Source organism: Cyclobacterium sp. L-R, from assembly GCF_056859355.1.
Genome location: NZ_JBSXOH010000095.1, coordinates 274,841 through 296,894 on the forward strand (window position 1 = coordinate 274,841; position 22,054 = coordinate 296,894).

Genomic DNA, 22,054 nt, shown 5'->3' on the forward strand with positions numbered 1-22,054 from the left:
GAAGTCGTTTATTTTGTTAACCGAAACGCAAATTAACATGAAGCACCTTAAATTAATACTTATCCTAGCTTTTTTGTTTGGTAACATGACTTTTTGTAAAAGTAAACCGGACAATAATCGCAATTTAGAAGAAAAACCAAGCCCCGAGACAAGCGCTCCTATAATTCTTCCTGGTGCGGACCGGCCTGAAATTTATTTACCCAAACTGAAAGGTAAAAGAGTTGCACTTTCTGTAAACCAAACCAGTATCCTAACCTCCAAAGAGAATTTACACCTGGTGGATTTCTTATTGGCACAAGGCATTGAGGTAAAGAAAGTATTTGTACCTGAACATGGTTTTAGAGGAGATGCAGATGCTGGAGAAAAGGTAGACAATACGGTAGATCCAAAAACCGGACTGCCCTTGGTATCTTTATACGGAAAATCAAAAAAACCTTCCACAGCCGCCCTTGCTGATGTAGATATCGTGATTTTTGACATTCAGGATGTAGGCATTCGCTTTTATACCTTTATCAGCACCCTGCACTATCTAATGGAAGCCTGCGCAGAACAAAATAAAACCTTAATGGTTTTTGATAGGCCCAATCCCAACGGGGACTATATAGATGGTCCCGTCCTACAAAAAGGTTATGAAAGCTTTGTTGGAATGCACCCTATTCCCATTATCCATGGACTTACTGTAGGTGAATTGGCCCAGATGATCAATGGAGAAGGTTGGCTAAAAGAGGGAGTTAAAGCACCCTTGGAAGTTGTTCCTGTAGGCAACTGGAAGCATGAAAATCATTATTCCTTACCAGTAAAGCCTTCACCAAATTTACCGAATGATGTTGCTATTCGCTTGTACCCTTCTCTATGTTTCTTTGAAGGTACAGACGTAAGCCTTGGAAGAGGAACACTGTTTCCTTTTCAGGTATATGGTTATCCTGATCCGAAATTTGGAGATTTCACATTTACACCCATAAGCATAGAAGGAATGTCCAAATATCCCCCGCAGCAAGACAAGCTTTGCTATGGCAAGGATTTAAGAGATGAACCTCTCTCCCACCAATTCACCTTATCTTATTTATTAGAAGCATATCAAAAAGCCAATAAAGGAGCCTCATTTTTCAATGCTTTTTTTGACAAGCTTGCCGGATCAGATCAGTTAAGAAAATTAATTATCGCTGGAGAGTCCGAAGCGAGCATTCGCTCCACCTGGCAGGAGGAATTAAACCTTTATAAAGCAAAAAGAAAAGAATACCTGATCTATGAATAAAACGATGGAGAAAAAAGACCTAAGGATCATATTCATGGGAACACCGGAATTTGCGGTTGCCCCATTGGAAGCCATGATTGAAGATGGTTGGAATATAATTGCTGTGATCACGGCTCAGGACAAATTACAAGGCCGAGGAAGAAAGCCGAAGAGCTCACCAATAAAAGATTGTGCTGTGAAGCATGGTATACCGGTTCTTCAACCACCCAATCTAAAAAACCCAGATTTTATAGAGACCCTAAAGTCCTATAAGGCCGATCTACAGGTGGTCGTAGCCTTCAGGATGCTACCAGAAGTAGTTTGGTCTATGCCTCCGCTAGGCACTTTTAATTTGCACGCTTCTCTATTACCTGATTACCGTGGTGCTGCTCCTATCAACTGGGCCATTATCAATGGGGAAACCAAAACTGGGGTAACCACATTTTTCTTGAAACATGAAATCGATACTGGAAGTATTTTATTCCAGGAAGAGGTTCCTATCCTACCGGAGGATAACCTGGGAGATTTGTACGAGAAATTAATGCAAAAGGGCGCTAAGTTGGTGGTTAATACTTTGGACGCCATTGTAAAGGGAGAGGTACAGCCCAAAGTACAAGATGAGACAAAGGCAAAAAACCATGCTCCTAAAATCTTTAAGGAAACTGGTGAAATCAACTGGAATCTACCGGCTGAAGCTATTCATAACCTTATACGAGGGCTTTCACCCTATCCGGGTGCCTGGTGCAGGATCAACGATAAAACCTGTAAAATCTTCAAATCTGAGGTCCTTGCAACAGACAGTAGCGGTACAGGGGTTGGTGCTTTCAAAACGGACAACAAAACCTTTGTTCATTTTCAAACAGGAGAAGGGACGCTTTCTATTTTAAACCTTCAGATGGAAGGCAAGAAAAGGATGGATATTGGAGACTTTTTGAGAGGAAACAGCCTAAGCACATAAAATTTTTAAAAGAAAATAGGGCTGCAATTAAACCAATTGGTTAAATTATAGTCAAAGACATGAATGGAGCCAAAAAACGATGCTGAACTTCTGGAAATGATCAATTACCCAAAAACCCGTGAAAAGGGTTTTCGGTTATTGGTGGAGACCTACCAGAGGAACGTGTATGGCATTGTTAGAAAAATGGTGATTGTACATGAGGATGCGGATGATGTTGTACAAAACACCTTTATCAAGGCATTCAAAAACATTCATAAGTTCAACCAAAATTCCGCTCTATTTACGTGGATTTACCGAATTGCAGTCAATGAAAGTTTAAATTTCATTGAAAAAAGGAAAAGGAAGTTGTCTATTCCGATCGAAGATTATCACGAGAAGATGGAAAACTATGTAGATCAATCGCCCTTGGTGGATGGCAATGAAATTGAAAAAAAACTTCAAAAAGCCATTTTAAAATTACCTACAAAGCAGCGATTGATTTTTAACCTTCGGTATTTTGATGAATTACCTTATGAAGAAATGAGCAAAATCACTGAAACAAGTGTAGGGAGTCTTAAGGCAGGATATCATCATGCTGTCAAAAAGATTGAAGAATATCTGAGCAAGGATTAAACCTATTGATAAAAAAACGGTCAAACAACAATATGGAAAAATTCCCAAAGAAGAATATATTCAGGACTCCGGAAAATTACTTTGAGAACCTTCCGGATAAAATTCTTGAAAAGCGAAAACCTAAAGCTCTACAATACTATCTCAGTGGTATGGCCGCAGCCGCAGTTGTCATTATTGGCTTCTTTTTGTTCAATACCAATGACACGGTAACTTCTTCAATCAATTACCAGACAGAATTAAATGAAGAGGTTGAATATTACATCGAATCAGGCGTTTGGAATGTGGAAGATGTATTACTTTTGGCTGACAACCCCAACGAGCTCCTTGACGATATTACAGAAGAAGAGTGGAGCAACCAGACATGGATAGACGAAGGTTTATTGGAGAATGAAATATTTTATTGATATGAAAAATTTAGCAATTGCTTTCTTATTTACATTACTGACTTTCTCTGTGTACGCACAGAAAAACAATCAGGTGGACAAGGAAAAATTGGAAGCTGCAAGAGTGGCCTTCATTACCAATCGACTGTCACTTAGCCCTGATCAAGCAGAGAAATTCTGGCCTTTATACAATGAGTTTCAAGGTAAAAGAAACTCAATGATGCGGGAAATGCGCAACATATCTAAAACAGGAGATGAAAAAATTTCAAATACTCAGGCCAGAGAATTAATGGAAAAAAGATTTAGCATTCAAGAGAATCTTATGAATGCTGAGAAGGTATTTCTAAGAAAAATAGCAGATACGCTTAGTCCTGTTCAGGCTCTTGAATTGAATGAAATCAATAGGGATTTCACTCGCCACATTTATAAAATGCAACGAAAACAAAGGGAAGAAAGACAACCCAGATCGGAGAGTAATAATTAGGGATGTCAATCTAACATTAAGATTACAACTTTTATATTTAGCCCAAGAGAATTTTATTTAATTTTCAACATTCACTTTTTTTAGGGCGCATTCCAAAACAGGAAAAAGGAAGTATGGATTACTAAACTAAGCATGAAATCTTGTCAAGATGCTTAGAAAAATGAGGGCAACACAACCTATTTGTATTCTCTACCTATCCTTTCCACGTGCAGGTAAAAAAGCTTTGTCTTTTTTTACCCATACAAGCTTACCTATTAATTAAAAAATGCTTCCGTTCAAATAGAAATCACCCTCCTTTTAAGCATATTTTTTGTTAATTTGTAAGATGCAGCAGCAAGCAATATCCCTTCTATCCCTAAACGAGCTGATCAAAAGTACTTTAGATAGCCACCTCGCTCCTACCTATTGGGTAATTGCAGAAATAGGTGAGTTAAGGGCAGGCGTAAGAGGTCATGCTTACCTTGATTTAATAGAAAAATCGGATGGCAATATACTAGCTAAAATCCGAGGAAATATCTGGTCTTATACCTACCAATCCATTTCAAGGAAATTTGAAAGCACTACCGGAACAGCCCTTAAAGGTGGCATGAATATAATGGCACTGGTAAGTGTGCAGTTTCATGAACTGTATGGAATAAGTCTGGTAATTAAAGACATTGACCCCAATTTCACCTTAGGTGAAAGAGCCCGAAAACGGCAAGAAATAATTAGCCGGTTAACCAATGAAGGCTTAATGGACTTGAACAGGCAATATGTATTGCCGATAGTAAGTCAAAAAATTGCTGTCATTAGTTCAGTCACGGCTGCTGGATATGGGGATTTTATCAATCAACTGGATCAGAATCCACAGCATTTCAAAATCCATTATCAGCTTTTTCAAGCAGCAATGCAGGGAAAAGATGCTGTACCTCAAATAATTCAAGCCATCCAACATATTGAAGATTTATTGTTGGAAGAAAAATTTGATCTTTTGGTCATAGTCCGTGGAGGTGGTGCACAAACGGACTTGGATTGTTTTGATGATTACGAACTTGCAAAAGCCATAGCCAATGCAAGTTTGCCTGTAGTGACAGGAATCGGACATGAGAGGGATGAATCAATTGCAGATTTGGTTGCCCACACCAAGCTAAAAACCCCCACTGCCGTTGCCAGTTTTATATTGTCTGGATTCAGTGAATTTGAAGACAATCTGCACAGGAACCTGGTCTCAATAGAAAGACATATACAGGCGAGATTAAAATCGGAAGAAGCTGGGCTAACAGACAAAACTCACCTGGTAACCAACCTGCTGAGACAAAAATTAAACGAATGTAATCTTGCTTTGGATCGATACGCCCAGCAAGCAAGGCGAATATCTCTTTACAGAACAGAAAAGGAAAGCATCAAATGCGTACATCTTGACGAAAGCTTGAGAAAAATAACCGAAAGAAAACTAAAACAGGCCGAAGAAAAGTTAGGCCAATATGGGAAAACTATTGACCGGCTCAATCCACAAACCCTATTGCAACGGGGATATACAAAAACAGAGAAAGACGGAATTCCTATTAACAAGCAAACCCTTAAAATCGGTGATGAGCTGATTACTTATAATAAAAGGGATAAAATAACTTCTGTTATCAAAAAATTAGAGACAAATGAAAAACAAAAAGGATAACTTGAGCTACGATGAAGCTATTGCTAGATTGGATCAGTTGGTAAAACAGCTTGAAGAAGAAGATCAGGGAATGGATGATTTGACCAAAATGGTACAGGAAGCCAGTGAATTGGTGAAAGTTTGCAAGCAAAAACTTAAAATGACCTCAGAGGAGATTAAAAAAGCCTTTGAGGAAGCATAATGCCTTTTACTCAAAAGTAAATTTAGCTCAGAAAAAGCAGGTTTTATTTTGCTGCCAATGCCATTAATTTATAATCAAAAACAGTACATTTGAAGGAAGAAATTGTGATCATTTTTTAAATGAATAAAGTAAGTAAAAAAGAGGCAGGGAAGTTAATCGATGAGTTGACGAGAGAGATCAATCATTACAATCACCTTTATTACCAGGAAGACAAATCCGAAATTAGTGATTTTGATTTTGATCAGTTACTTGATAAGCTCATTCAACTGGAGAATGAGTATCCTGATTTAAAAAAAGAGGACAGCCCTACCCAAAGGGTTGGTGGTACCATCACAAAAAACTTTGAGACGGCAGAGCATTCTGTACGCATGCTTTCATTGGGCAATACCTATTCCAAAGAAGAATTAATCGCCTTTGACGAAAGGGTAGCCAAAGGACTTGAACATAGAAATTACAACTATTTATGTGAATTGAAATTTGATGGAGTAGCCATCAGTTTGGTTTATGAAAATGGAGTATTAACAAGAGCAGTCACGCGGGGAGATGGATACAAAGGAGATGTAGTGACTGAAAATGTCAAAACCATTAGAACGATACCTTTGGTCATCAAAGACCAGGAAAATCTTCCCAGGTATTTTGAAGTCAGGGGTGAAATTTTTCTCTCCAAGCAAGGCTTTGAGAAAATCAATGCTGAAAGGCTTGAAAGTGGGGAAAGTTTACTGGCCAACCCTAGAAACACTGCTTCGGGAACCCTCAAAATGCAAGATTCATCCGTAGTTGCCAAAAGAAGGCTGAATTGTTATCTATACCAATTGATAGCAGATGACTATGGCATAATAGAGCATGGAGAATCGCTACAACTTTTGGAAAATTGGGGATTCAATGTATCTCCTACTTATAAACAATGCCAAAATCTTGATGAGGTTTTGGCATATATCGAAGATTGGAGAGAAAAGCGACACCATCTTTCAGTAGAGACTGATGGCGTGGTAATTAAGGTAAATGATTACCGGCAGCAAGAGGAATTGGGCTTTACCGCGAAAATTCCAAAATGGGCCATTGCCTTTAAATACCAGGCAGAAAGTGCTGAATCCACCCTTTTGTCTATTCAATATCAAGTAGGTAGAACAGGTGCAATCACGCCTGTAGCGAATTTATCCCCTGTTTCACTGGCAGGAACAACTGTAAAAAGAGCATCCCTACACAACGCCAATGAAATTGAAAGGCTGGACCTTCATGAGGGTGATACAGTAAATGTAGAAAAAGGAGGAGAGATCATTCCAAAAATCACTGGGGTAGTGTTGGAAAGAAGAATTTCTGGCAGCAAACCCATTGTATATATCAAGCATTGTCCAGAATGCGGTACCTTGTTGGAAAGAAATGAGGGTGAGGCGAAACACTTCTGTCCAAATGACGAAGCCTGCCCTCCTCAGGTTTTAGGGAGAATTGAGCACTTTGTATCAAAAAGAGCCATGAATATTGACTCGCTAGGGACCGAAAGGCTCAGGGCATTGATCCAACAGGGCTATGTACAGGATCTGGCAGACCTTTATTATTTGCCTGAGAAAAAAGGAGAATTGTTGGGGCTAGAGGTATCCGATGATCAATATTCCAAAAACAGTGATGGGTATTTGTATGTAAGCTTGAAAAAGGCATTGTATGCCATAAGCCAACATTTGACCTTGAAGGAAATTGATTCCTTTATTGATACGCATGAGAATTATAGTTTGCATGAAAAGGTTTCAGAATTTATAAATTTTGTGAAAAATACAGGTAAAAAAGCCAAAAGCAATCTGGAATCAATCAAAAAGCTAGATGCACTGCTAGATAAAGGAGAATTTGATTTAGTGGAAGATTTTGTACCTGTCGCCTATATTCTATATATTTTAACTGGAAATGAAAACAGCCTGGCAGACTTTACAGTCATAACAAAGAATAAAAATAGTGTTCATGAAATAGTAATCAATGATACCCTTGATTTATTTGGTGGGGCAATGGATCAAATTAATAAACTAAAAGGAAGTACTTTTCAGGAAGGTGTGATAAAAAACATGCTGGATGGGATCGCCCAATCGACTTCCCAACCCTTTCCAAAAGTATTATTTGGATTAGGGATCAGGAATATTGGTGAAAATACGGCTATATTGTTGGCCAAACACTTCCAAAATATAGAGAACCTAGAAAAGGCAAGTGCAGAAGAATTACTTGAAATCAATGGTGTAGGTGAGACTTTAGTGCAAAGTATAGGATTGTTTTTCTCCAAAGAGAAAAACAGAATGATCATAGATAAACTAAAAGCAAAGGGCCTACAATTTCAACTTTCAGAAGAGGAGACTCAGTTGGAAAGTAACATTTTAGAAGGTAAAAAAATTCTTGCTTCAGGTCGATTAAATCATTTTAAGAGAGATGAGATCATGGATTTTGTAGCATCCCATGGGGGCACTTATTCCAAGTCTGTTTCTAAAAACCTGGATTTCATTATCGAAGGAGAAGAAATGGGGCCAAGTAAAAAGGAAAAAGCCCAAAAACTAAATATTCCATTGATTTCAGAGGAATCTTTTTTAGAAATGTGTGATAAAACAAAGAAATAAAATAAGAACAGATGAAATGGATAAGGGAATATTACGTAAAAAGTATTTTAGAAAATCCAAAGAAAAAGTTAACCCAGAAATCCATCCTATTAAATACCGCTAATATTAAAACCATTTCAATTATTGCGAGTAGCAAAGAAGAAATTGAAGTAATTAAGGAGGTAGTGCATTCCGACCTTGGAAATGAAATCACGATCATGGGGAATTATTATGACGAGAAATCAGTAGATGAACAGGCTTTTTCTTATAAAGATTTTACTTTATTTGGTAAACCCAGAGAAAAACTAATTCAATTGCTTTCCCTTACACCAGATTTGATTATTTTTACTCCGGAAAGACTAAATTACTTTACCTTATTTTTACTACAATTACAGTCGACATCTTATAGCATGGGGTTTTATAACAAGGAGACAGAACCCTATTTGGATTTGATGTTAAATAATGAAGAAAAAGATATTCAATCAGGGACAGCGCTGTTGATAAAATATTTAAAGCAGATTAATTAAAATGAAAAAGTTTACAGGTACCGGAGTAGCATTAGTAACTCCTTTTAAAGCAGATGGAGCAATTGATTACTCTGCTTTGGAAAGTGTTATTGAGCATGTAATTCTGGGTAATGTGGATTATCTTGTTGTACAAGGTACTACGGGAGAGTCAGCCACACTTTCTGAGCAAGAGAAAATGGATGTGCTCTCATTCACTATAAAAATCAATCGTACAAGAGTTCCTATTGTTTACGGTCTTGGTGGAAATAATACTGCAGGAATTTTATCTGCTATAGACAACATCGATTTTTCCGAAATTGCTGCTGTTTTATCGGTAAGTCCCTATTACAATAAACCGAGCCAATCAGGAATAATCGCACATTATACCGCTTTGGCAGACAAATGTCCTGTCCCAGTGATTTTGTACAATGTCCCTGGGAGAACCATGTCCAATTTAAGTGCAAATACAACTTTAGAATTGGCCAAGCACAAGAACATTATCGGAATTAAAGAAGCAAGCGGGGACTTGGAGCAATGCATGCGTATTGCCAATGGCAAGCCGGACGATTTTCTTTTGATCTCAGGTGATGACATGATCACTACGCCAATGAGAAGTATTGGCGCCGAAGGTGTAATTTCTGTTATTGCTAATGCCTACCCTGAAATTATGGGAGCCATTATTCACGGTAATGGAGAATATTCAAAAAAAGGCACCTTTAGTTTATTAGACATCAATCCACTGATGTATGAGGAAAGTAATCCTGTAGGAGTAAAATGCCTAATGGAGCATTTGGGGATTTGTGAGGGCAATGTAAGACTTCCTCTATTAAAAGCTTCAGAGGAGCTTAAGTCTAGAATTAAATCCGCTGCAGGTAAAATCAATACCAATCAGTTCTATTCTCCACATTTGGAGTAAATTAAACCCGAAATATGCAATAGACAATCTATTACCTGCTGAAATCGCTTCAAAATACCCAATCGTTGCTGTTTTCAATTTCACCATAGCGGTGCTATGCTAAAATCTCCAAACAGCCTGATTTTCCTGCGATTGCAACACTTCCCGTAAACACGGGACAGGCTTCACCCCTGACTATTGTCAGGACGGAGAAATCCTATTACATAATCAGGGTTTAAAAACATATATAAAATAAAAAGGGGGACTTAAAATATTAAGTCCCCCTTTTTATTAAATTTTCAAATCAGGTATTCTTGATGTCCTGAACTTCTTTTCTTATATCCTGCGCCATATTTTTCAAATCTTGCATGCCTTTTCTTACTCTAGTTCCAGCAGCTTGATTTTTCTTGTCATAGAATTTGTCAAAATCAGCTTCAAGAGACATTATAAGATCTTTGATTTCATTAAATCTGTTCATAATTAAAAGTTTATTTAGGTTAATGATGAAATTGTTTTTTTATTCAATATAGTTAAATACTTTATAATTTTACAGCTTAAGCAATTTTTTCTGATTTTATTCACCAAAAGAGGTTGCCAATTCTGTGGTTTTATAATAGCCACTACTCAATTTTTCCTTTATAGCTTCGAAAGCGGCGATTGTTTCTACCACATCCTCAAGACTATGAACTGCAGTAGGTATTAAACGCAATATAATCATTCCTTTTGGAACAACAGGATAAATAACAACTGAACAAAAGATATTATAGTTTTCTCTTAAATCCTTGCTCAAAGTCGCGGCTTCACCCACAGTACCATTCAAAACAACTGGTGTTACAGGAGAATTTGTAGATCCAATACTGAATCCTTTTTCCTTTAATCCATTTTGCAATGCACGAACGATCTTCCAAAGGTTATCTTTGAATTCAGGTCTGTTCTTCAACATGTCAAGACGCTTTAAAGCCCCTTCAACCATAATTAATGGAAGTGCCTTAGCGAATATCTGAGAACGCATGTTGTATTTTAAGTAATGTACAACTTTAGCATCTCCTGCAATAAACGCGCCAATACTTGCCATAGATTTAGCAAAAGTTGAAAAATATAAATCTACTTGATCTTGAACTTCTTGCTCCTCACCGCTTCCAGCACCTGTTTTACCCATAGTACCAAAACCATGCGCATCATCTACTAAAAGTCTAAATTGAAATTTATCCTTTAATTTAACAATCTCTTTCAAGTTGCCCATATCTCCAGTCATACCAAATACACCTTCAGTAATGACCAAAATTCCACCACCTGTTTCTTTGCTTAATCGCTCAGCTCTTTTAAGTTGCTTTTCACAACTTTCCATGTCATTGTGTGGAAAAACAAATCGTTTACCCATGTGCATACGCAATGCATCAATAATACAAGCATGACACTCACTGTCGTAAACTATTACATCTTTTCGGTCAATCAGTGAATCAATTACACTCATGATTCCCTGGTAACCGTAATTTAATAAATAGGCTTTCTCTTTACCTACAAATTCGGCCAACTCATTCTCAAGTTGCTCGTGGAGATCAGTATTCCCAGACATCATTCTGGCACCCATTGGGTATGCGGCTCCCCATTTTGTGGCAGCATCAGCATCTGCTTGCCTTACTTCTGGATGATTGGCTAAACCCAAATAGTTGTTTAAACTCCAATTCAGAACCTCTTTACCTTTAAATTTCATCCTAGGAGCTATTTCACCCTCCAATTTTGGAAACATGAAATATCCTTCTGATAACTCGGAATGCTTACCTAGTGGACCAAGATTGGTGTTCAGTTTTTCAAATATATCCAATGTGTATTTACTTTGATGTTTAACAAATTACTAACCCAATAGGGTAATAAAACCCCCAAAAATAAGGTTTTTAAGTGGATTCAACAAAATTACATGCACTTTTGGTAATTTCAGTTTTCAATGTCCCCTAATTATTTATAAGTGATAATACAATTGGAGCCTTCTCAAGCACTTAATAAATGTAAATGTCATCTATTCGTAATTAATTTAAACTTTCATAAGGTATAAAGAATGTGGAAATTTGGGGCTTTAAAGAAGAAAAAACCAAATTAAAACAGGCCAATTTCCAGCTATAAACCGAATTTGTAAACCTATGCTTTGCTTTCCTATCAAGCGGCCAAGGTCTCCTGAAATTTAACTAATTGAGATATCTATGACCATTTACTGGTTTAAGGAAATCTCAAAACTTATTTTTGGATTTAAAATTGATCAAAAAACCGAAATCAAACATGTTAATAAATAATAAAAAAATCATTTTATCTTCCAATTCCCCCAGAAGGCAACAGTTACTCAGAGACCTGGGCCTGGAATTTGAGGTGAAAACAATGGATACGGATGAAAGTTATCCGGTGAATCTAGATTCAGAAGAAGTGGCTACCTATTTGGCTGAAAAAAAAGCAGGTACCTTCCTTCCAAGTTTGAAAAAAGATGAGGTGCTGATAACGGCCGACACGGTAGTAATCGCAAACAATACCATCCTCAACAAACCTTTAAATGAAAATGAGGCCTTCAAAATGCTTGAATTAATCAATGGGAAAAGCCACCTAGTGACTACTGGCGTTTGTATAGCTGATATGGATAAAAAATTCACTTTCTGTGATAAAACTGAGGTGAGTTTTTCAAAACTTTCTCAGGAAGAAATAGCTTATTATATAAGCCAATTCAAACCATTTGACAAAGCCGGAGCCTATGGAATACAGGAGTGGATAGGTCTGGTAGGTATAGATCATATTAAAGGCTCTTATTACAATGTAATGGGATTGCCTGTAAATAAAGTCTACCAGACCTTAAAGGCCAACTACAACTTAGTGCTTTAGCCCCTACTCTGGCACTGGCAAAGTTTGGACTTTGTTTGAGGATTAAGAAATTACGCTTTTAGCAAAGGCTTTGAGGATTTTTTCCACTGAAAGAAACAGGTTTTTTGTTTTTTGTTTTGGCTTGGTGATTTCTCCTACAGCACTGATCCGCATCACTACTTTATCCTGTTTGGTATCTATAAAATCCACTACCAATTCGCCCATATCGTATTTCTCCACACTGTATGAACTCCTTCCACCATAGGGATAGGGCATCATATAAGGACTGTAAAACCCACCATAACCATAATAGGGGCTCATCATGGGGCGATGATTGACCTCTTTCTGTCTGTCGGTGAGGTTTGTATTGTACCTTACGATAAGGTCTGGCTTGGTTTCATTCTGCTCAAAGCCCAAATTTTTCATACCTTCTGTAAGCCTATATTGTAAATTCTCCTCCAAAACTGGAGATTCAAAAGCATCTTTATCGTAATATTGGTTGATGACGTAAAACGTTTTATAAGCATCAATACTTGCTACTTCATTTTTTTCTAAGAAAACTCGTACCGGACTGCAAGCAGAAAAAAATACCCCAAGGGATATTACCAATAAGCTGATTGAATATTTCATAATTTTTACCTTAATTTCTATCTTCAAGACGAAAAGAAAACGGAAAATGTTGCGGCAAAGTATATTTAGTAATGTCGCCAAATGGATTCTTTTTCGAAATTCAGCATTATATTACAAATACATCGTATTCTTGTACCTATGAGTGTGGACGTGGAACTAAATTGTGACCTGGGAGAAGGAATGCCAAACGACGAGGCCATTATGCCCTATTTGGGAAGTTGTAATATTGCCGCTGGGGGACATGCTGGCAATGTGCATAGCATTTCACAAACAATCAAACTTGCGAAAAAACATCAGGTGAAAATTGGGGCTCACCCCTCCTATCCAGATCGTACTAATTTCGGGAGAATTCCAGTGGACCTGCCTTTCCCACAACTACAGGATAGTTTAATTCACCAAATTGATTTAATCAATACGGTGGCTGCCAAAGAAAACCTGGAATTGAATCATATAAAATTCCATGGGGCTCTTTACCTTATGAGCCTTTCCTCTCAAAAACTGGCCCAACAACTGGCCCAACTTATTGCTACTCGGTACAAAGGCCTTGCCTTGTATGCTCCTTATGGTTCTTTCATGGCCAAAGAAGCCTTACTACATGATATTCCCGTGAAATATGAAGGTTTTGCAGACCGTGCCTATTTAGACGGGTCAACATTGGCTAGCAGAAAAGAAGCCGGTTCCTTATTGACCAATTTGGATACGATTAAAAGTCAAGTCTTGTCCATGGTTAAATCTGGAATTATTTCGACAATAGATCAGAAAGAGTATACCATTAAAGTAAACACTATCTGCATACATGGAGACCATCCAAAAGCCCTCGAAATAGCCCAAACACTAGCCCCAATAATTCAAATCAGGAAAAACGATAGATGAAATATCCTATTCAAATTTTCTCCTTAGGACCAAAAATCATAGAATTACATTGGCCGAAAATCATTGCAGAAGATGTTTTATTGGAAATAATTGCGCTCAAAAATAACGTTGAAAATAAGTATTCCCCTATAATCTCTAGCATCTACCACAGTTACCAAGTTTTAAGCATTCAACTCAAAGAAATTGAATATGCAAGTGAAGTTACAACTTGGCTAAAAGAGTTGATTAAACGGCCTATGTCTAGAGAAAATTTGCCTGCGAGATGGATTTGGACCGTACCAGTTTGTTATGCTCCAGAAATAGTCTCCTCCCAAAATCAATATTTACAAGAGAAAAACATGGATTTGGAGACATTGATTGAATACCATACCAGCAAAAGCTTTCTATTGTACTTTTATGGCTTTTTACCCGGATTCATGTACCTGGGAGGTTTACCTGAAACTTTGCATATCCCTAGAAAAACCATTCCTGACAGGAAAATCAGCAAAGGTAGTGTGGCCATTGGTGGATCTCAAACAGGAATTTATCCTGTGGACAGCCCAGGTGGTTGGTACGTAGTAGGTAAAACACCGGTGGCCATCTTTGAAAATGGCCAGGTAAAATTACCTTTTAATCCTGGAGACAAGGTTCAATTTGCATCCATCTCTCCACAACGCTATACTGAGTTTCAGGAAGGCAGTGTTCATAATTGGGAAAAAACAGCTTATTGTGGGTAAAATAATCTTTCTTAAAGCAGGATTATACACTACCATCCAAGACAAAGGTAGGTTTGGTTTTGTGGATAAGGGAATTCCTTTGTCCGGAGCTATGGACGAGGAAGCCTTCCACCTTGCCAATTTACTTGTACGAAAAGACCCCGGTGCGGCGTGTTTGGAGATCTATATGGGAAATGTCAAACTATATTTTACAGAAAATTGCCAAATAGTATGTACCGGAGCCAATGCAAAAATAATAGTTGATGGAGATCTTTTTTCAACCAATGAAATTATCAATGTTTCAGCAGGCGCAAGAGTAAACATGCCTCCTTTTAGTAAAGGACAATGGCTTTATTTGGCAATAAATGGAGATTTTCAATGTGAAAAAGTTTTGGGAAGTCAGAGCTTTTATCAAAAAATCACCCAATTGTCAAAGTTTTCAGACAATGGTATTTTGCCTTATACCAATGCACCTCAAACTATTCCATTCGATTTCTCCAAAATTAAACCCAGAGTATTCTCGGAATTGATGTTTGTCCCTACCTATCCTGGTCCCTCCTTTTCAGCTTTGAGTAAAGAACATCAATTTACCTTGAGACACAGTACATTTACGCTTTCCCCAATCCAAAACAGAATGGGAATCCACTTGAAGGAGAAATTAAAACATGAACTTCCAGAGCTTATCTCAAGCCCTGTTTACCCTGGAACAGTACAGTTAACCCATGCTGGAAAAATGATTGTTTTAATGAAGGATGCCCAGGTTACCGGGGGATATCATCGGATTTTGCAATTGTCAGTGAGGGGTATTTCAAGACTTGCTCAACTTAGACCTAATGCTAAGTTCAAATTTCAGCTAATCGAAGAAACCAACACCTCTACCTGAGAGAGGAAAAGAAAAATTAGAGTTGATATTGCTCATAAATCCAGCCACATAAAATGGCCAATCCAAAGCTAACGAGTGTTCCTATTAATATATACTCTGTCAATTTTCTATCCTTTGATTCCTTTAAATCACCAAACCTAAATACCGACTTGGCTGCCACCAAAAAACCAATGGCTTCCCATTTTCCTGCAATTATAAAAATCAATACAAACCAACGTTCAAGAATCCCAATGTATTGCCCAGCCTTTTCCAATGAACCTATTTCATCAACAGTGGCAGGAGTCCATTTGGATATTATGGTCTTGATAATGATAGAAGCAGGTAAGGACAGAAACAACAGCAAGGTTACCACCAGCCAAAGTTTTTCCGAAACTGGATACAACAAATCCAAAAGTGTCGGATCAAGCACTCCAACCATTACAATTAAAGTAAGAATATGAGCCAATTGGTCTATAAAAAACCAATACCTTTTGGTTTGTTCTTTTTGCGCATATAGCTTGATCACATCAACGATGCCATGTACAAGCACAATCGCTACAGCGTATGGCCAGAAGGAAAGATCCGCAAGGATTACCATTATCAGTAGTCCATGTACCAACAGGTGCAAATACAGTTGATAGGCTTTAAACTTTTTAGCTTCTTTGGCCTCCACCCAACTATTGGGCTGAAACACAAAATCTCCCAATAAATGGGCTAAAACTAGCTTAATGAGTACAATCATGACATGAATTTTGCTAATCGATTTGGGAAGTAATCTACCAATGATTTAATTACCTCAAAATTGGCCCTGGAAAGTCTGGCACTTACTGAATTCTGGCTGATGTTTTCCAATGCGCCCAATTGGGTTTGGTTTTTAGAAGGGTTTTTGAAAGCAAGACAAACCATTTTAGCGGAATTTACTGACCAATTGTCCATTATGGTCAATGCTAACCTTAACATCAAATTTATTTCCTGGTTAAATTCATTGAAGTCACTCTTCAGCATAATCCCCTGATTCATCTTATGTAAATCCTCAAAAACCTCACCTGAATGAACATAGGCACTTCCATTGTTTTCTAGCAAGCGGTCTGTGGTATAATTTTCTTCACCAATCCCCATGCCCATTCTAATATCCAAAGGCTCAATTGACCTAATGGCGGCCTTAAGCAATATGCCCGCATAAAGTAATTGTCCTGGATTTTTAATTCTCAACTGAAAACTGTCTCCTCTATATATTTCCCAATCTTTACCTTCTGCTCCCCACTGATCCAGTTCCTTCTTTAATTCCTGCATCCATAGGCTTGCCGAAAGTTTTCTTGAATTGATCAGGTCACCTGTTATTATCCCTATCATTATCAGCTTGTATTTATCTACATTTTAAATGATATTTCAATTTATCTATTAATTGATAGATATTCAAGTTTATCCATTAAAAAGATGATAATTTTACACATAAACCATAAATAAATCCACCACACCCACAATTCCTATTAGGACAAAGCCAATTAAGCCTGTCATAAGCAGGTAATAAAGCGTGGGTAAAATGGTTTTCCTAAGCACACTTCCTTCTTTTCCTAATAAGCCTACCGTGGCAGAAGCCGCTACCACATTGTGAATGGCTATCATATTTCCTGCAGCAGCACCCACAGCCTGAAGTGCCAAGATCCAAGTAGGAGGCATTCCTAAATTATCCGCCACACCGAATTGAAACAAGCTAAACATCAAATTACTCACCGTATTGCTACCAGCTATAAAAGCACCTAAGGCCCCTATTGCTGGGGCGAAGAATGGATAAACCATGCCCACCTTATCTGCTGTCCACTCGGCCATCATTATAGGCATGGACAACAAACCCGAAGCATTCTCTCCGGAATTTATGTACACTCTCACCATGGCTACTGCAAACAAAAGCACAGCACCAGCTTTAAGAATCATCTTACTACTCTCACTAAAAGCTGCCTTAACTTGCTTTCCATTCATTTCATGTAAAAAATAAGTTAGTCCACAGATCAAAAGTAAAAGCGTACCGGGTAAATATAAAGGTGTACTGGAAGCGGATATTGTGGTATTAAGAATTTGATCAAGTCCAAACGACACACTGGTTAGCCAACTTTTAAATGGCAATTGAGGCAGCCTACTTAAAACCAAGATTATGGCCAATAGAAAATAAGGCAACCAGGCCATTTTCAATGAAATTTTCCTGGGATTGGAAGAGAAAGCGGGCAGATCTTTAGAGGGACTCAAATTCGCTGCGCCTAACCAATCTTCAGGCCATTGGTCTTTTTTCTCCATTTTCCAAATTGTTTTTGGCACCAGAAAGCCATTTTTAGCAGCAGAAACAACGAGTGACAAACCTACCAAAGCCCCAATTAAAGAAGGGAATTCTGGGCCTAAAAAAAGCCCCGTGATCATATAAGGAATCGTAAAAGAAAGTCCAGCAAACATGGCAAAAGGAAAAACCTGAAAACCTTCCTTCCAGGATCTGTTTTTACCAAAAAACCTACATAGCATGAGTACCATTAAAAAAGGCATAAAACTCCCTACAATGGCGTGGATAATGGCAGCATTTCCAGTCACTAAAGCCAAAACATCTCCAATATTCAAGCCCATTTGATCTAATCTGCTTGTAAGTTCGGGGTTTTCCAAACCACCTTTAACGCCTACCAAAATCGGGGTACCGACAGCTCCGAAAGTGACTGCAGTACTCTGCACCATCATTCCCAAAACCACAGCGGCAAGAGCAGGAAAACCAAGGGCCACTAACAAAGGGGCCACTATAGCTGCAGGTGTTCCAAATCCTGCTGCCCCTTCAAGAAAGGACCCAAAAAGCCAAACAATGATAATTACCTGTATTCTCCGGTCTTTACTTATTCCAGAAAAACCATCACGAATACTGTCCACTCCTCCTGAAAATTTCAGAAAATTAAGCAAAAGAATGGCCCCAAATACAATGTAGAGAATATCAAAAGTGATAAACAAACTTTGAATAGAGGAGGCTAAAATGGTTAGCATGGACATATCCCAAAACGTAAATGCTAAAATGGCCGTAAGCAAAAAGGTTACTGGCATGGTGATTTTAGCAGCAATACGAAAGCCAACTAACATAATAGAGGCTATCAGGATTGGGAAAACTGCGAGAAAAAACAAAAGATTCTGCGACATTATTTGTTCCTATTATGAAGAATAAGTGAAAGGCATCATACAATAAAATCGAGATTTTCCGTCATTCGCTCCCCTTTATCATTCAATAGTTTCAGGTAAAGTGCTATCCTTTTTTCTGCAATTTTCAAATCCACATTGTTCAGGTTAATATTAAGTAAATCTATAAACCAAGGAATTTTCTTTTCCTCACCAACATATTTCTCAACGATGGACTTGGCAATAGGCAATGTGGTATACTTAGATGCAGCATACACATCTTTATCACTGGCATTCAAAAGCTTATCATACTCCTCTTGAAGTAATTTACTAAATAATTCAGGCGTAAAAACATCCCCTTCATTTACACCAGATTCAGCATCAACTTCCCTTATCACAGCCTGCTTGTGCAGCCATTCCCACAAAATACTTAGCCTAATTTCCCCAGTTGCCATGTCTTCCATTAGGTAGAGCACATTGTCATCACCAAAGAAATCTGCAGGTTTGAGAGCAGCAGCTTGCATTCCTTGACCAAAGGCATTGCCATATTGTAGGCCTACACTTAATAAGTTTCTAGCACCACGAATGGTCCTTGGTGCAGGTTCAAGATAAATCAAACCATCTGCATCCTCCTGAGTATAGCTTAACTTTTCAAAAGTTCTTCCCATCTGATTGGCCTGACCAGTTTTTTCCCAAACAGGTCTAACAATATGAACCATCTTCCAATGAGCTACCCATTTACCACTAGCCCCTTCACTAAGCTCTCTTTCTGCACCTGCCAAGGCTTTTTCCATACTTGCATTTACCCCTTCAGAGGATCCCACCGGTATATTTGGTTCCATACCACCTTGCCAAAGCGCAAAGTTGCCATTAATGTCAGGCGTGTTGACAGCCCTTCTTACCCGGTCTTCATAATTCCTCATGTACCCATAGGTCATGCCTATGGATTCAATATTGGGGTTAATGAAAGTTGGATCCCAGGCCATGGCATCAGACACACTATTAATATAATCCCAGCGGCCAGTATTATAACCTACAAAATGCTTCCCCAAAGCAGCCCTAATCTCCATTAACTGATAGGTTGCTTCAAGTTGCTCTACCAATACATACACTTTAATGGTTCCATCCTTCAACTCCAAATGATTTTCTAAAGCGCTGATCATTCTATTCCATAAGGCAGCCTCTTCAGCCGTTTGAATTTTAGGCAGGTAAAGTACAATAGAAGAATCCGAAGCTAATAATGACTTATAATTATTAACAACATAGAGCACCAAATCAGCAATTGAGGCTGAAAAGGACGCCCCATCAGCAAGGCGCAGATGCCTATCATCCAAGTGAAGTCCACGTGCTCTAAAAATTTTGGTGGTGAAATTTAATTGCACCTTCCAATCCTGAATCTTTTCATGGCCAAAAAATGTCCTGCTCCAGCTATTCATCTGAGAAGCCACTTCTTCTGCCACGGACAAGAACACAGGGGATCTCTGTATGGCCAACTTGAGGTTTCGTTGATTGTCAAGGGACATGGTAGAGACTTGACCTAAGGCATCTTCACCATCAAACATCCATCCATCAGCTCCAGACAGCAAGGCATAAGCCACGTTACGGATACTGCTTTCCAGACTAGCATTTGGCTTCGCTCCCGGGCCGGTCCCCTGAATCCATTGACGTTGAAGGTCTGCAGGGATTTCAGCCCCTTCAAAATTACCTTCTCTGGCATCACTCACCTTAATATTGGTTCCTGCAATATTGGTTTCAGGGTTTAAAAAGGTTATCCTACTTCCATTTTGACTTCTTTCTTTTCTCCTGCGAAGTCGAATATTCATCAATTTTTTTACTTCTACATTAAATGGTGCCATGTGCGCTAAGGCATGAAGCGCGTCTGAGGAATATACATCCTCATAAATCTCTTTCAAATTATCCCTGATGATGATTGCGGAATTATCCATTGTTAAAATTTAATGTTTGTTTATATACTATTTATAGATCCGTTATTTCAATGTTTTTCTACCTATACCAAATTGGTCTCCTATGGCTATGATTTTTCCATTTTGAAAATGTAACTCAATCATCTTTTCACTTGCAACATAATTGTGGTGTTCGTCTTGAAGTAGGTGGGTAATTTTCCTGCTTTTAACGTCTATCACTTCTCCACTTGAAGGATAGCCATACTTTCCATCAATGCTAAAGGTGATCCATCCAGGCATATCCTGCAAAGGAATAGTGGTAAGCTGTTGATAAGGTGGGTTAGCTTGAAATAAATGCAGGCGCATATTGTGACCATCACTGATCCATATTTCTTCCTCGTCTGGAGTAAGCCCTATCCCATGGCTTGGGTTACCATGCCTTCTTACAGGTCCTTTGTCCCAGCCTTCCACTTTGACACTCGCTAACACTTTACCAGTATTTAAATCACCAACTTCGAATCCTAAAAGCTCATTGACATTCACAAACACTCGGCTTTCCTGACTATTGATGGTAAAGGGTCTTATTCCATGAGAAAATGGCCCAACTTTCTTTATTATCGTGTGGCCTTTAGTTTCGGATACAAATAAGAAAGGAGAACTAATATCAGCCATGTAGGCAAAGCTTCCGGAAGGGCCATAGATGGTATTGTGCGCCCTGTCAAAAACTTTTATTTTAGTGATTATTACCCCTGTTTCACAATTGACTACATTCCAAAAATCTTTTTCAAGTGAGGGCAAATACATGGTCATTCCATCCGGAGAAATGGACATCCTATCTGCACCCCCATCGTAGGCTATTTCCCAGATTATTTTTTCAGTAGACAAATCCAAGCGTTGGAGACCTTCAAGCGTACTGATGAACACACTGTTCAGTGCTATGCTAACTGCTATTCCTTTAATATTGGATGGGCTACCGTCTTTCTTATAACCTTGCAAGGGAATTCTTTTGACAAATTTATGTCCATTGTCTATATCAAAGACCAATAAACCATGACCTCCATAACCTAAATAATTCCGAATACCGGGGACAGCTACATACAAATATCTCCGAACCTCCTGTTTGTGTAGCTTTGGATCTTCCCCTTTGGCGAGTAATAATGATTGATTAAAACCTGTACTGATAAAGAAAAAGGCAAGTAAAATATTAAAGTAAGATTTAAACCAAGTCATATGGCTTTTGGGTTTTGGGTTTATTATAGAAATGAAAGTCAGGTTTTACCCTAAATAGTTTAAAAGCCATTTTTGTTACGCCCCAGTTCTTCTGGTTAATTCAACACATAACAAGCTTTCATTATAGGATTTGAATATTAATATCCAAGATAAAAAAATTGCGCAAACGATGTATAATTAAATGCAAAATCTAAAGAAATGTTTTGCTAAAATCTAAATGAATAAAGGCAGATTTTAATATTTCGAACACAAAATTTAACCCAGATTATGTAATAGGATTTCTCCGCCCTGACAAGGTCAGGGGTGATGCCTGTCCCGTGTTTACGGGAAGTGTTGCAATCGCAAGAAAATCAGACTGTTTGGAGATTTTAGCATAGCACCGCTATGGTGAAATTGAAAACAGC

At 38.2% G+C, this 22,054-nt stretch carries 22 protein-coding genes; 14 read left to right on the forward strand and 8 right to left on the reverse strand.

Going from position 1 to position 22,054, the window contains the following annotated elements:
- The first annotated feature begins 37 nt into the window (after positions 1-37).
- The 10 genes from AC13EX_RS21210 to dapA all read left to right on the forward strand — a co-directional run bounded on the left by AC13EX_RS21210 (position 38) and on the right by dapA (position 9,498).
- Positions 38-1,255: an exo-beta-N-acetylmuramidase NamZ family protein gene (locus tag AC13EX_RS21210; RefSeq protein WP_482894242.1), complete on the forward strand. Its 1,218-nt coding sequence runs from the start codon at positions 38-40 to the stop codon at positions 1,253-1,255.
- On the forward strand, positions 1,248-2,192 hold the full coding sequence (gene fmt / locus AC13EX_RS21215) for a methionyl-tRNA formyltransferase (protein ID WP_482894243.1): 945 nt from the start codon (positions 1,248-1,250) through the stop codon (positions 2,190-2,192). Before AC13EX_RS21210 ends, fmt begins: the two co-directional genes overlap by 8 nt.
- 63 nt (positions 2,193-2,255) lie before the next feature.
- Positions 2,256-2,804, forward strand: coding sequence for an RNA polymerase sigma factor (locus AC13EX_RS21220; RefSeq protein WP_048643718.1), 549 nt, complete (start codon positions 2,256-2,258; stop codon positions 2,802-2,804).
- A gap of 32 nt (positions 2,805-2,836) precedes the next feature.
- The gene (locus AC13EX_RS21225) at positions 2,837-3,208 is read left to right on the forward strand and encodes a hypothetical protein (protein ID WP_339711544.1); all 372 of its coding nucleotides are present in this window, start codon (positions 2,837-2,839) and stop codon (positions 3,206-3,208) included.
- 1 nt (position 3,209) lies between these two features.
- Entirely contained in the window at positions 3,210-3,671 is a 462-nt protein-coding gene (locus tag AC13EX_RS21230; protein WP_482894244.1) for a Spy/CpxP family protein refolding chaperone, read from the forward strand.
- 325 nt (positions 3,672-3,996) lie between these two features.
- Positions 3,997-5,325, forward strand: a complete 1,329-nt coding sequence (gene xseA, locus AC13EX_RS21235; protein WP_482894245.1) for an exodeoxyribonuclease VII large subunit — start codon at positions 3,997-3,999, stop codon at positions 5,323-5,325.
- Positions 5,306-5,506: an exodeoxyribonuclease VII small subunit gene (gene xseB, locus AC13EX_RS21240; RefSeq protein ID WP_048643721.1), complete on the forward strand. Its 201-nt coding sequence runs from the start codon at positions 5,306-5,308 to the stop codon at positions 5,504-5,506. Before xseA ends, xseB begins: the two co-directional genes overlap by 20 nt.
- Positions 5,507-5,625: 119 nt before the next feature.
- Complete coding sequence (gene ligA / locus AC13EX_RS21245) at positions 5,626-8,097, forward strand: NAD-dependent DNA ligase LigA (protein ID WP_482894246.1); 2,472 nt, start codon at positions 5,626-5,628, stop codon at positions 8,095-8,097.
- 11 nt (positions 8,098-8,108) lie between these two features.
- Positions 8,109-8,603 carry a DUF6913 domain-containing protein gene (locus tag AC13EX_RS21250; RefSeq protein WP_482894247.1) on the forward strand — a complete coding sequence of 165 codons (495 nt, stop codon included), beginning with the start codon at positions 8,109-8,111 and terminating at the stop codon, positions 8,601-8,603.
- 1 nt (position 8,604) lies between these two features.
- Positions 8,605-9,498 (forward strand): 4-hydroxy-tetrahydrodipicolinate synthase, encoded by an 894-nt coding sequence (gene dapA, locus AC13EX_RS21255; RefSeq protein WP_482894248.1) that lies wholly within the window; start codon positions 8,605-8,607, stop codon positions 9,496-9,498.
- Between the two features lie 283 nt (positions 9,499-9,781).
- Here dapA and AC13EX_RS21260 read toward each other — a convergent pair whose 3' ends face one another.
- Both AC13EX_RS21260 and AC13EX_RS21265 read right to left on the reverse strand, forming a co-directional pair.
- The gene (locus AC13EX_RS21260; protein ID WP_205749784.1) at positions 9,782-9,955 is read right to left on the reverse strand and encodes a histone H1; all 174 of its coding nucleotides are present in this window, start codon (positions 9,953-9,955) and stop codon (positions 9,782-9,784) included.
- A gap of 96 nt (positions 9,956-10,051) precedes the next feature.
- Entirely contained in the window at positions 10,052-11,302 is a 1,251-nt protein-coding gene (locus tag AC13EX_RS21265; RefSeq protein ID WP_048643726.1) for an aminotransferase class I/II-fold pyridoxal phosphate-dependent enzyme, read from the reverse strand.
- 449 nt (positions 11,303-11,751) lie between these two features.
- Between AC13EX_RS21265 and AC13EX_RS21270 the strand changes: the two genes are divergently transcribed.
- Positions 11,752-12,339 (forward strand): Maf family nucleotide pyrophosphatase, encoded by a 588-nt coding sequence (locus AC13EX_RS21270; protein ID WP_482894249.1) that lies wholly within the window; start codon positions 11,752-11,754, stop codon positions 12,337-12,339.
- A gap of 42 nt (positions 12,340-12,381) precedes the next feature.
- On the opposite strand, the gene AC13EX_RS21275 is transcribed toward AC13EX_RS21270, so the two are convergent.
- Positions 12,382-12,948, reverse strand: a complete 567-nt coding sequence (locus tag AC13EX_RS21275) for a DUF4136 domain-containing protein (protein WP_048644677.1) — start codon at positions 12,946-12,948, stop codon at positions 12,382-12,384.
- An 81-nt stretch (positions 12,949-13,029) separates the two neighbouring features.
- On the opposite strand from AC13EX_RS21275, the gene AC13EX_RS21280 reads away from it, so the two are divergent.
- The 3 genes from AC13EX_RS21280 to AC13EX_RS21290 are packed head-to-tail and all read left to right on the forward strand — an operon-like array spanning position 13,030 to position 15,399.
- Positions 13,030-13,821 carry a LamB/YcsF family protein gene (locus AC13EX_RS21280; protein WP_482894250.1) on the forward strand — a complete coding sequence of 264 codons (792 nt, stop codon included), beginning with the start codon at positions 13,030-13,032 and terminating at the stop codon, positions 13,819-13,821.
- A complete protein-coding gene (locus tag AC13EX_RS21285; RefSeq protein WP_482894251.1) occupies positions 13,818-14,537 on the forward strand; it encodes a 5-oxoprolinase subunit B family protein in 720 nt (239 codons plus the stop codon). Before AC13EX_RS21280 ends, AC13EX_RS21285 begins: the two co-directional genes overlap by 4 nt.
- A complete protein-coding gene (locus tag AC13EX_RS21290; RefSeq protein ID WP_482894252.1) occupies positions 14,530-15,399 on the forward strand; it encodes a 5-oxoprolinase subunit C family protein in 870 nt (289 codons plus the stop codon). The genes AC13EX_RS21285 and AC13EX_RS21290 overlap by 8 nt, the downstream gene beginning before the upstream one ends.
- Before the next feature lie 16 nt (positions 15,400-15,415).
- Here the strand turns inward: AC13EX_RS21290 and AC13EX_RS21295 are convergent, their stop codons facing one another.
- The 5 genes from AC13EX_RS21295 to AC13EX_RS21315 form a co-directional block, all read right to left on the reverse strand.
- Positions 15,416-16,120 (reverse strand): DUF3307 domain-containing protein, encoded by a 705-nt coding sequence (locus AC13EX_RS21295; RefSeq protein WP_482894253.1) that lies wholly within the window; start codon positions 16,118-16,120, stop codon positions 15,416-15,418.
- Positions 16,117-16,731, reverse strand: a complete 615-nt coding sequence (locus tag AC13EX_RS21300) for a SatD family protein (RefSeq protein ID WP_482894254.1) — start codon at positions 16,729-16,731, stop codon at positions 16,117-16,119. Before AC13EX_RS21300 ends, AC13EX_RS21295 begins: the two co-directional genes overlap by 4 nt.
- 93 nt (positions 16,732-16,824) lie before the next feature.
- Positions 16,825-18,540 (reverse strand): L-lactate permease, encoded by a 1,716-nt coding sequence (locus AC13EX_RS21305; RefSeq protein ID WP_482894255.1) that lies wholly within the window; start codon positions 18,538-18,540, stop codon positions 16,825-16,827.
- A gap of 35 nt (positions 18,541-18,575) precedes the next feature.
- Complete coding sequence (locus AC13EX_RS21310; RefSeq protein WP_482894256.1) at positions 18,576-20,462, reverse strand: malate synthase; 1,887 nt, start codon at positions 20,460-20,462, stop codon at positions 18,576-18,578.
- Positions 20,463-20,504: 42 nt separating this feature from the next.
- A complete protein-coding gene (locus AC13EX_RS21315; RefSeq protein ID WP_482894257.1) occupies positions 20,505-21,650 on the reverse strand; it encodes a YncE family protein in 1,146 nt (381 codons plus the stop codon).
- Positions 21,651-22,054 lie beyond the last annotated feature (404 nt).

Coding starts and splice junctions, on each gene's coding strand:
- AC13EX_RS21220 (WP_048643718.1), top strand. CDS start 2,256: ATGGAGCCAAAAAACGATGCTGAACTTCTGGAAATGATCAATTACCCA.
- AC13EX_RS21250 (WP_482894247.1), top strand. CDS start 8,109: ATGAAATGGATAAGGGAATATTACGTAAAAAGTATTTTAGAAAATCCA.
- AC13EX_RS21295 (WP_482894253.1), bottom strand. CDS start 16,120: ATGATTGTACTCATTAAGCTAGTTTTAGCCCATTTATTGGGAGATTTT.
- AC13EX_RS21310 (WP_482894256.1), bottom strand. CDS start 20,462: ATGGATAATTCCGCAATCATCATCAGGGATAATTTGAAAGAGATTTAT.
- AC13EX_RS21305 (WP_482894255.1), bottom strand. CDS start 18,540: ATGTCGCAGAATCTTTTGTTTTTTCTCGCAGTTTTCCCAATCCTGATA.
- AC13EX_RS21225 (WP_339711544.1), top strand. CDS start 2,837: ATGGAAAAATTCCCAAAGAAGAATATATTCAGGACTCCGGAAAATTAC.
- fmt (WP_482894243.1), top strand. CDS start 1,248: ATGAATAAAACGATGGAGAAAAAAGACCTAAGGATCATATTCATGGGA.
- ligA (WP_482894246.1), top strand. CDS start 5,626: ATGAATAAAGTAAGTAAAAAAGAGGCAGGGAAGTTAATCGATGAGTTG.
- AC13EX_RS21260 (WP_205749784.1), bottom strand. CDS start 9,955: ATGAACAGATTTAATGAAATCAAAGATCTTATAATGTCTCTTGAAGCT.
- AC13EX_RS21285 (WP_482894251.1), top strand. CDS start 13,818: ATGAAATATCCTATTCAAATTTTCTCCTTAGGACCAAAAATCATAGAA.
- AC13EX_RS21210 (WP_482894242.1), top strand. CDS start 38: ATGAAGCACCTTAAATTAATACTTATCCTAGCTTTTTTGTTTGGTAAC.
- AC13EX_RS21230 (WP_482894244.1), top strand. CDS start 3,210: ATGAAAAATTTAGCAATTGCTTTCTTATTTACATTACTGACTTTCTCT.
- xseB (WP_048643721.1), top strand. CDS start 5,306: ATGAAAAACAAAAAGGATAACTTGAGCTACGATGAAGCTATTGCTAGA.
- AC13EX_RS21275 (WP_048644677.1), bottom strand. CDS start 12,948: ATGAAATATTCAATCAGCTTATTGGTAATATCCCTTGGGGTATTTTTT.
- dapA (WP_482894248.1), top strand. CDS start 8,605: ATGAAAAAGTTTACAGGTACCGGAGTAGCATTAGTAACTCCTTTTAAA.
- AC13EX_RS21280 (WP_482894250.1), top strand. CDS start 13,030: ATGGATTCTTTTTCGAAATTCAGCATTATATTACAAATACATCGTATT.
- xseA (WP_482894245.1), top strand. CDS start 3,997: ATGCAGCAGCAAGCAATATCCCTTCTATCCCTAAACGAGCTGATCAAA.
- AC13EX_RS21315 (WP_482894257.1), bottom strand. CDS start 21,650: ATGACTTGGTTTAAATCTTACTTTAATATTTTACTTGCCTTTTTCTTT.
- AC13EX_RS21300 (WP_482894254.1), bottom strand. CDS start 16,731: ATGATAGGGATAATAACAGGTGACCTGATCAATTCAAGAAAACTTTCG.
- AC13EX_RS21270 (WP_482894249.1), top strand. CDS start 11,752: ATGTTAATAAATAATAAAAAAATCATTTTATCTTCCAATTCCCCCAGA.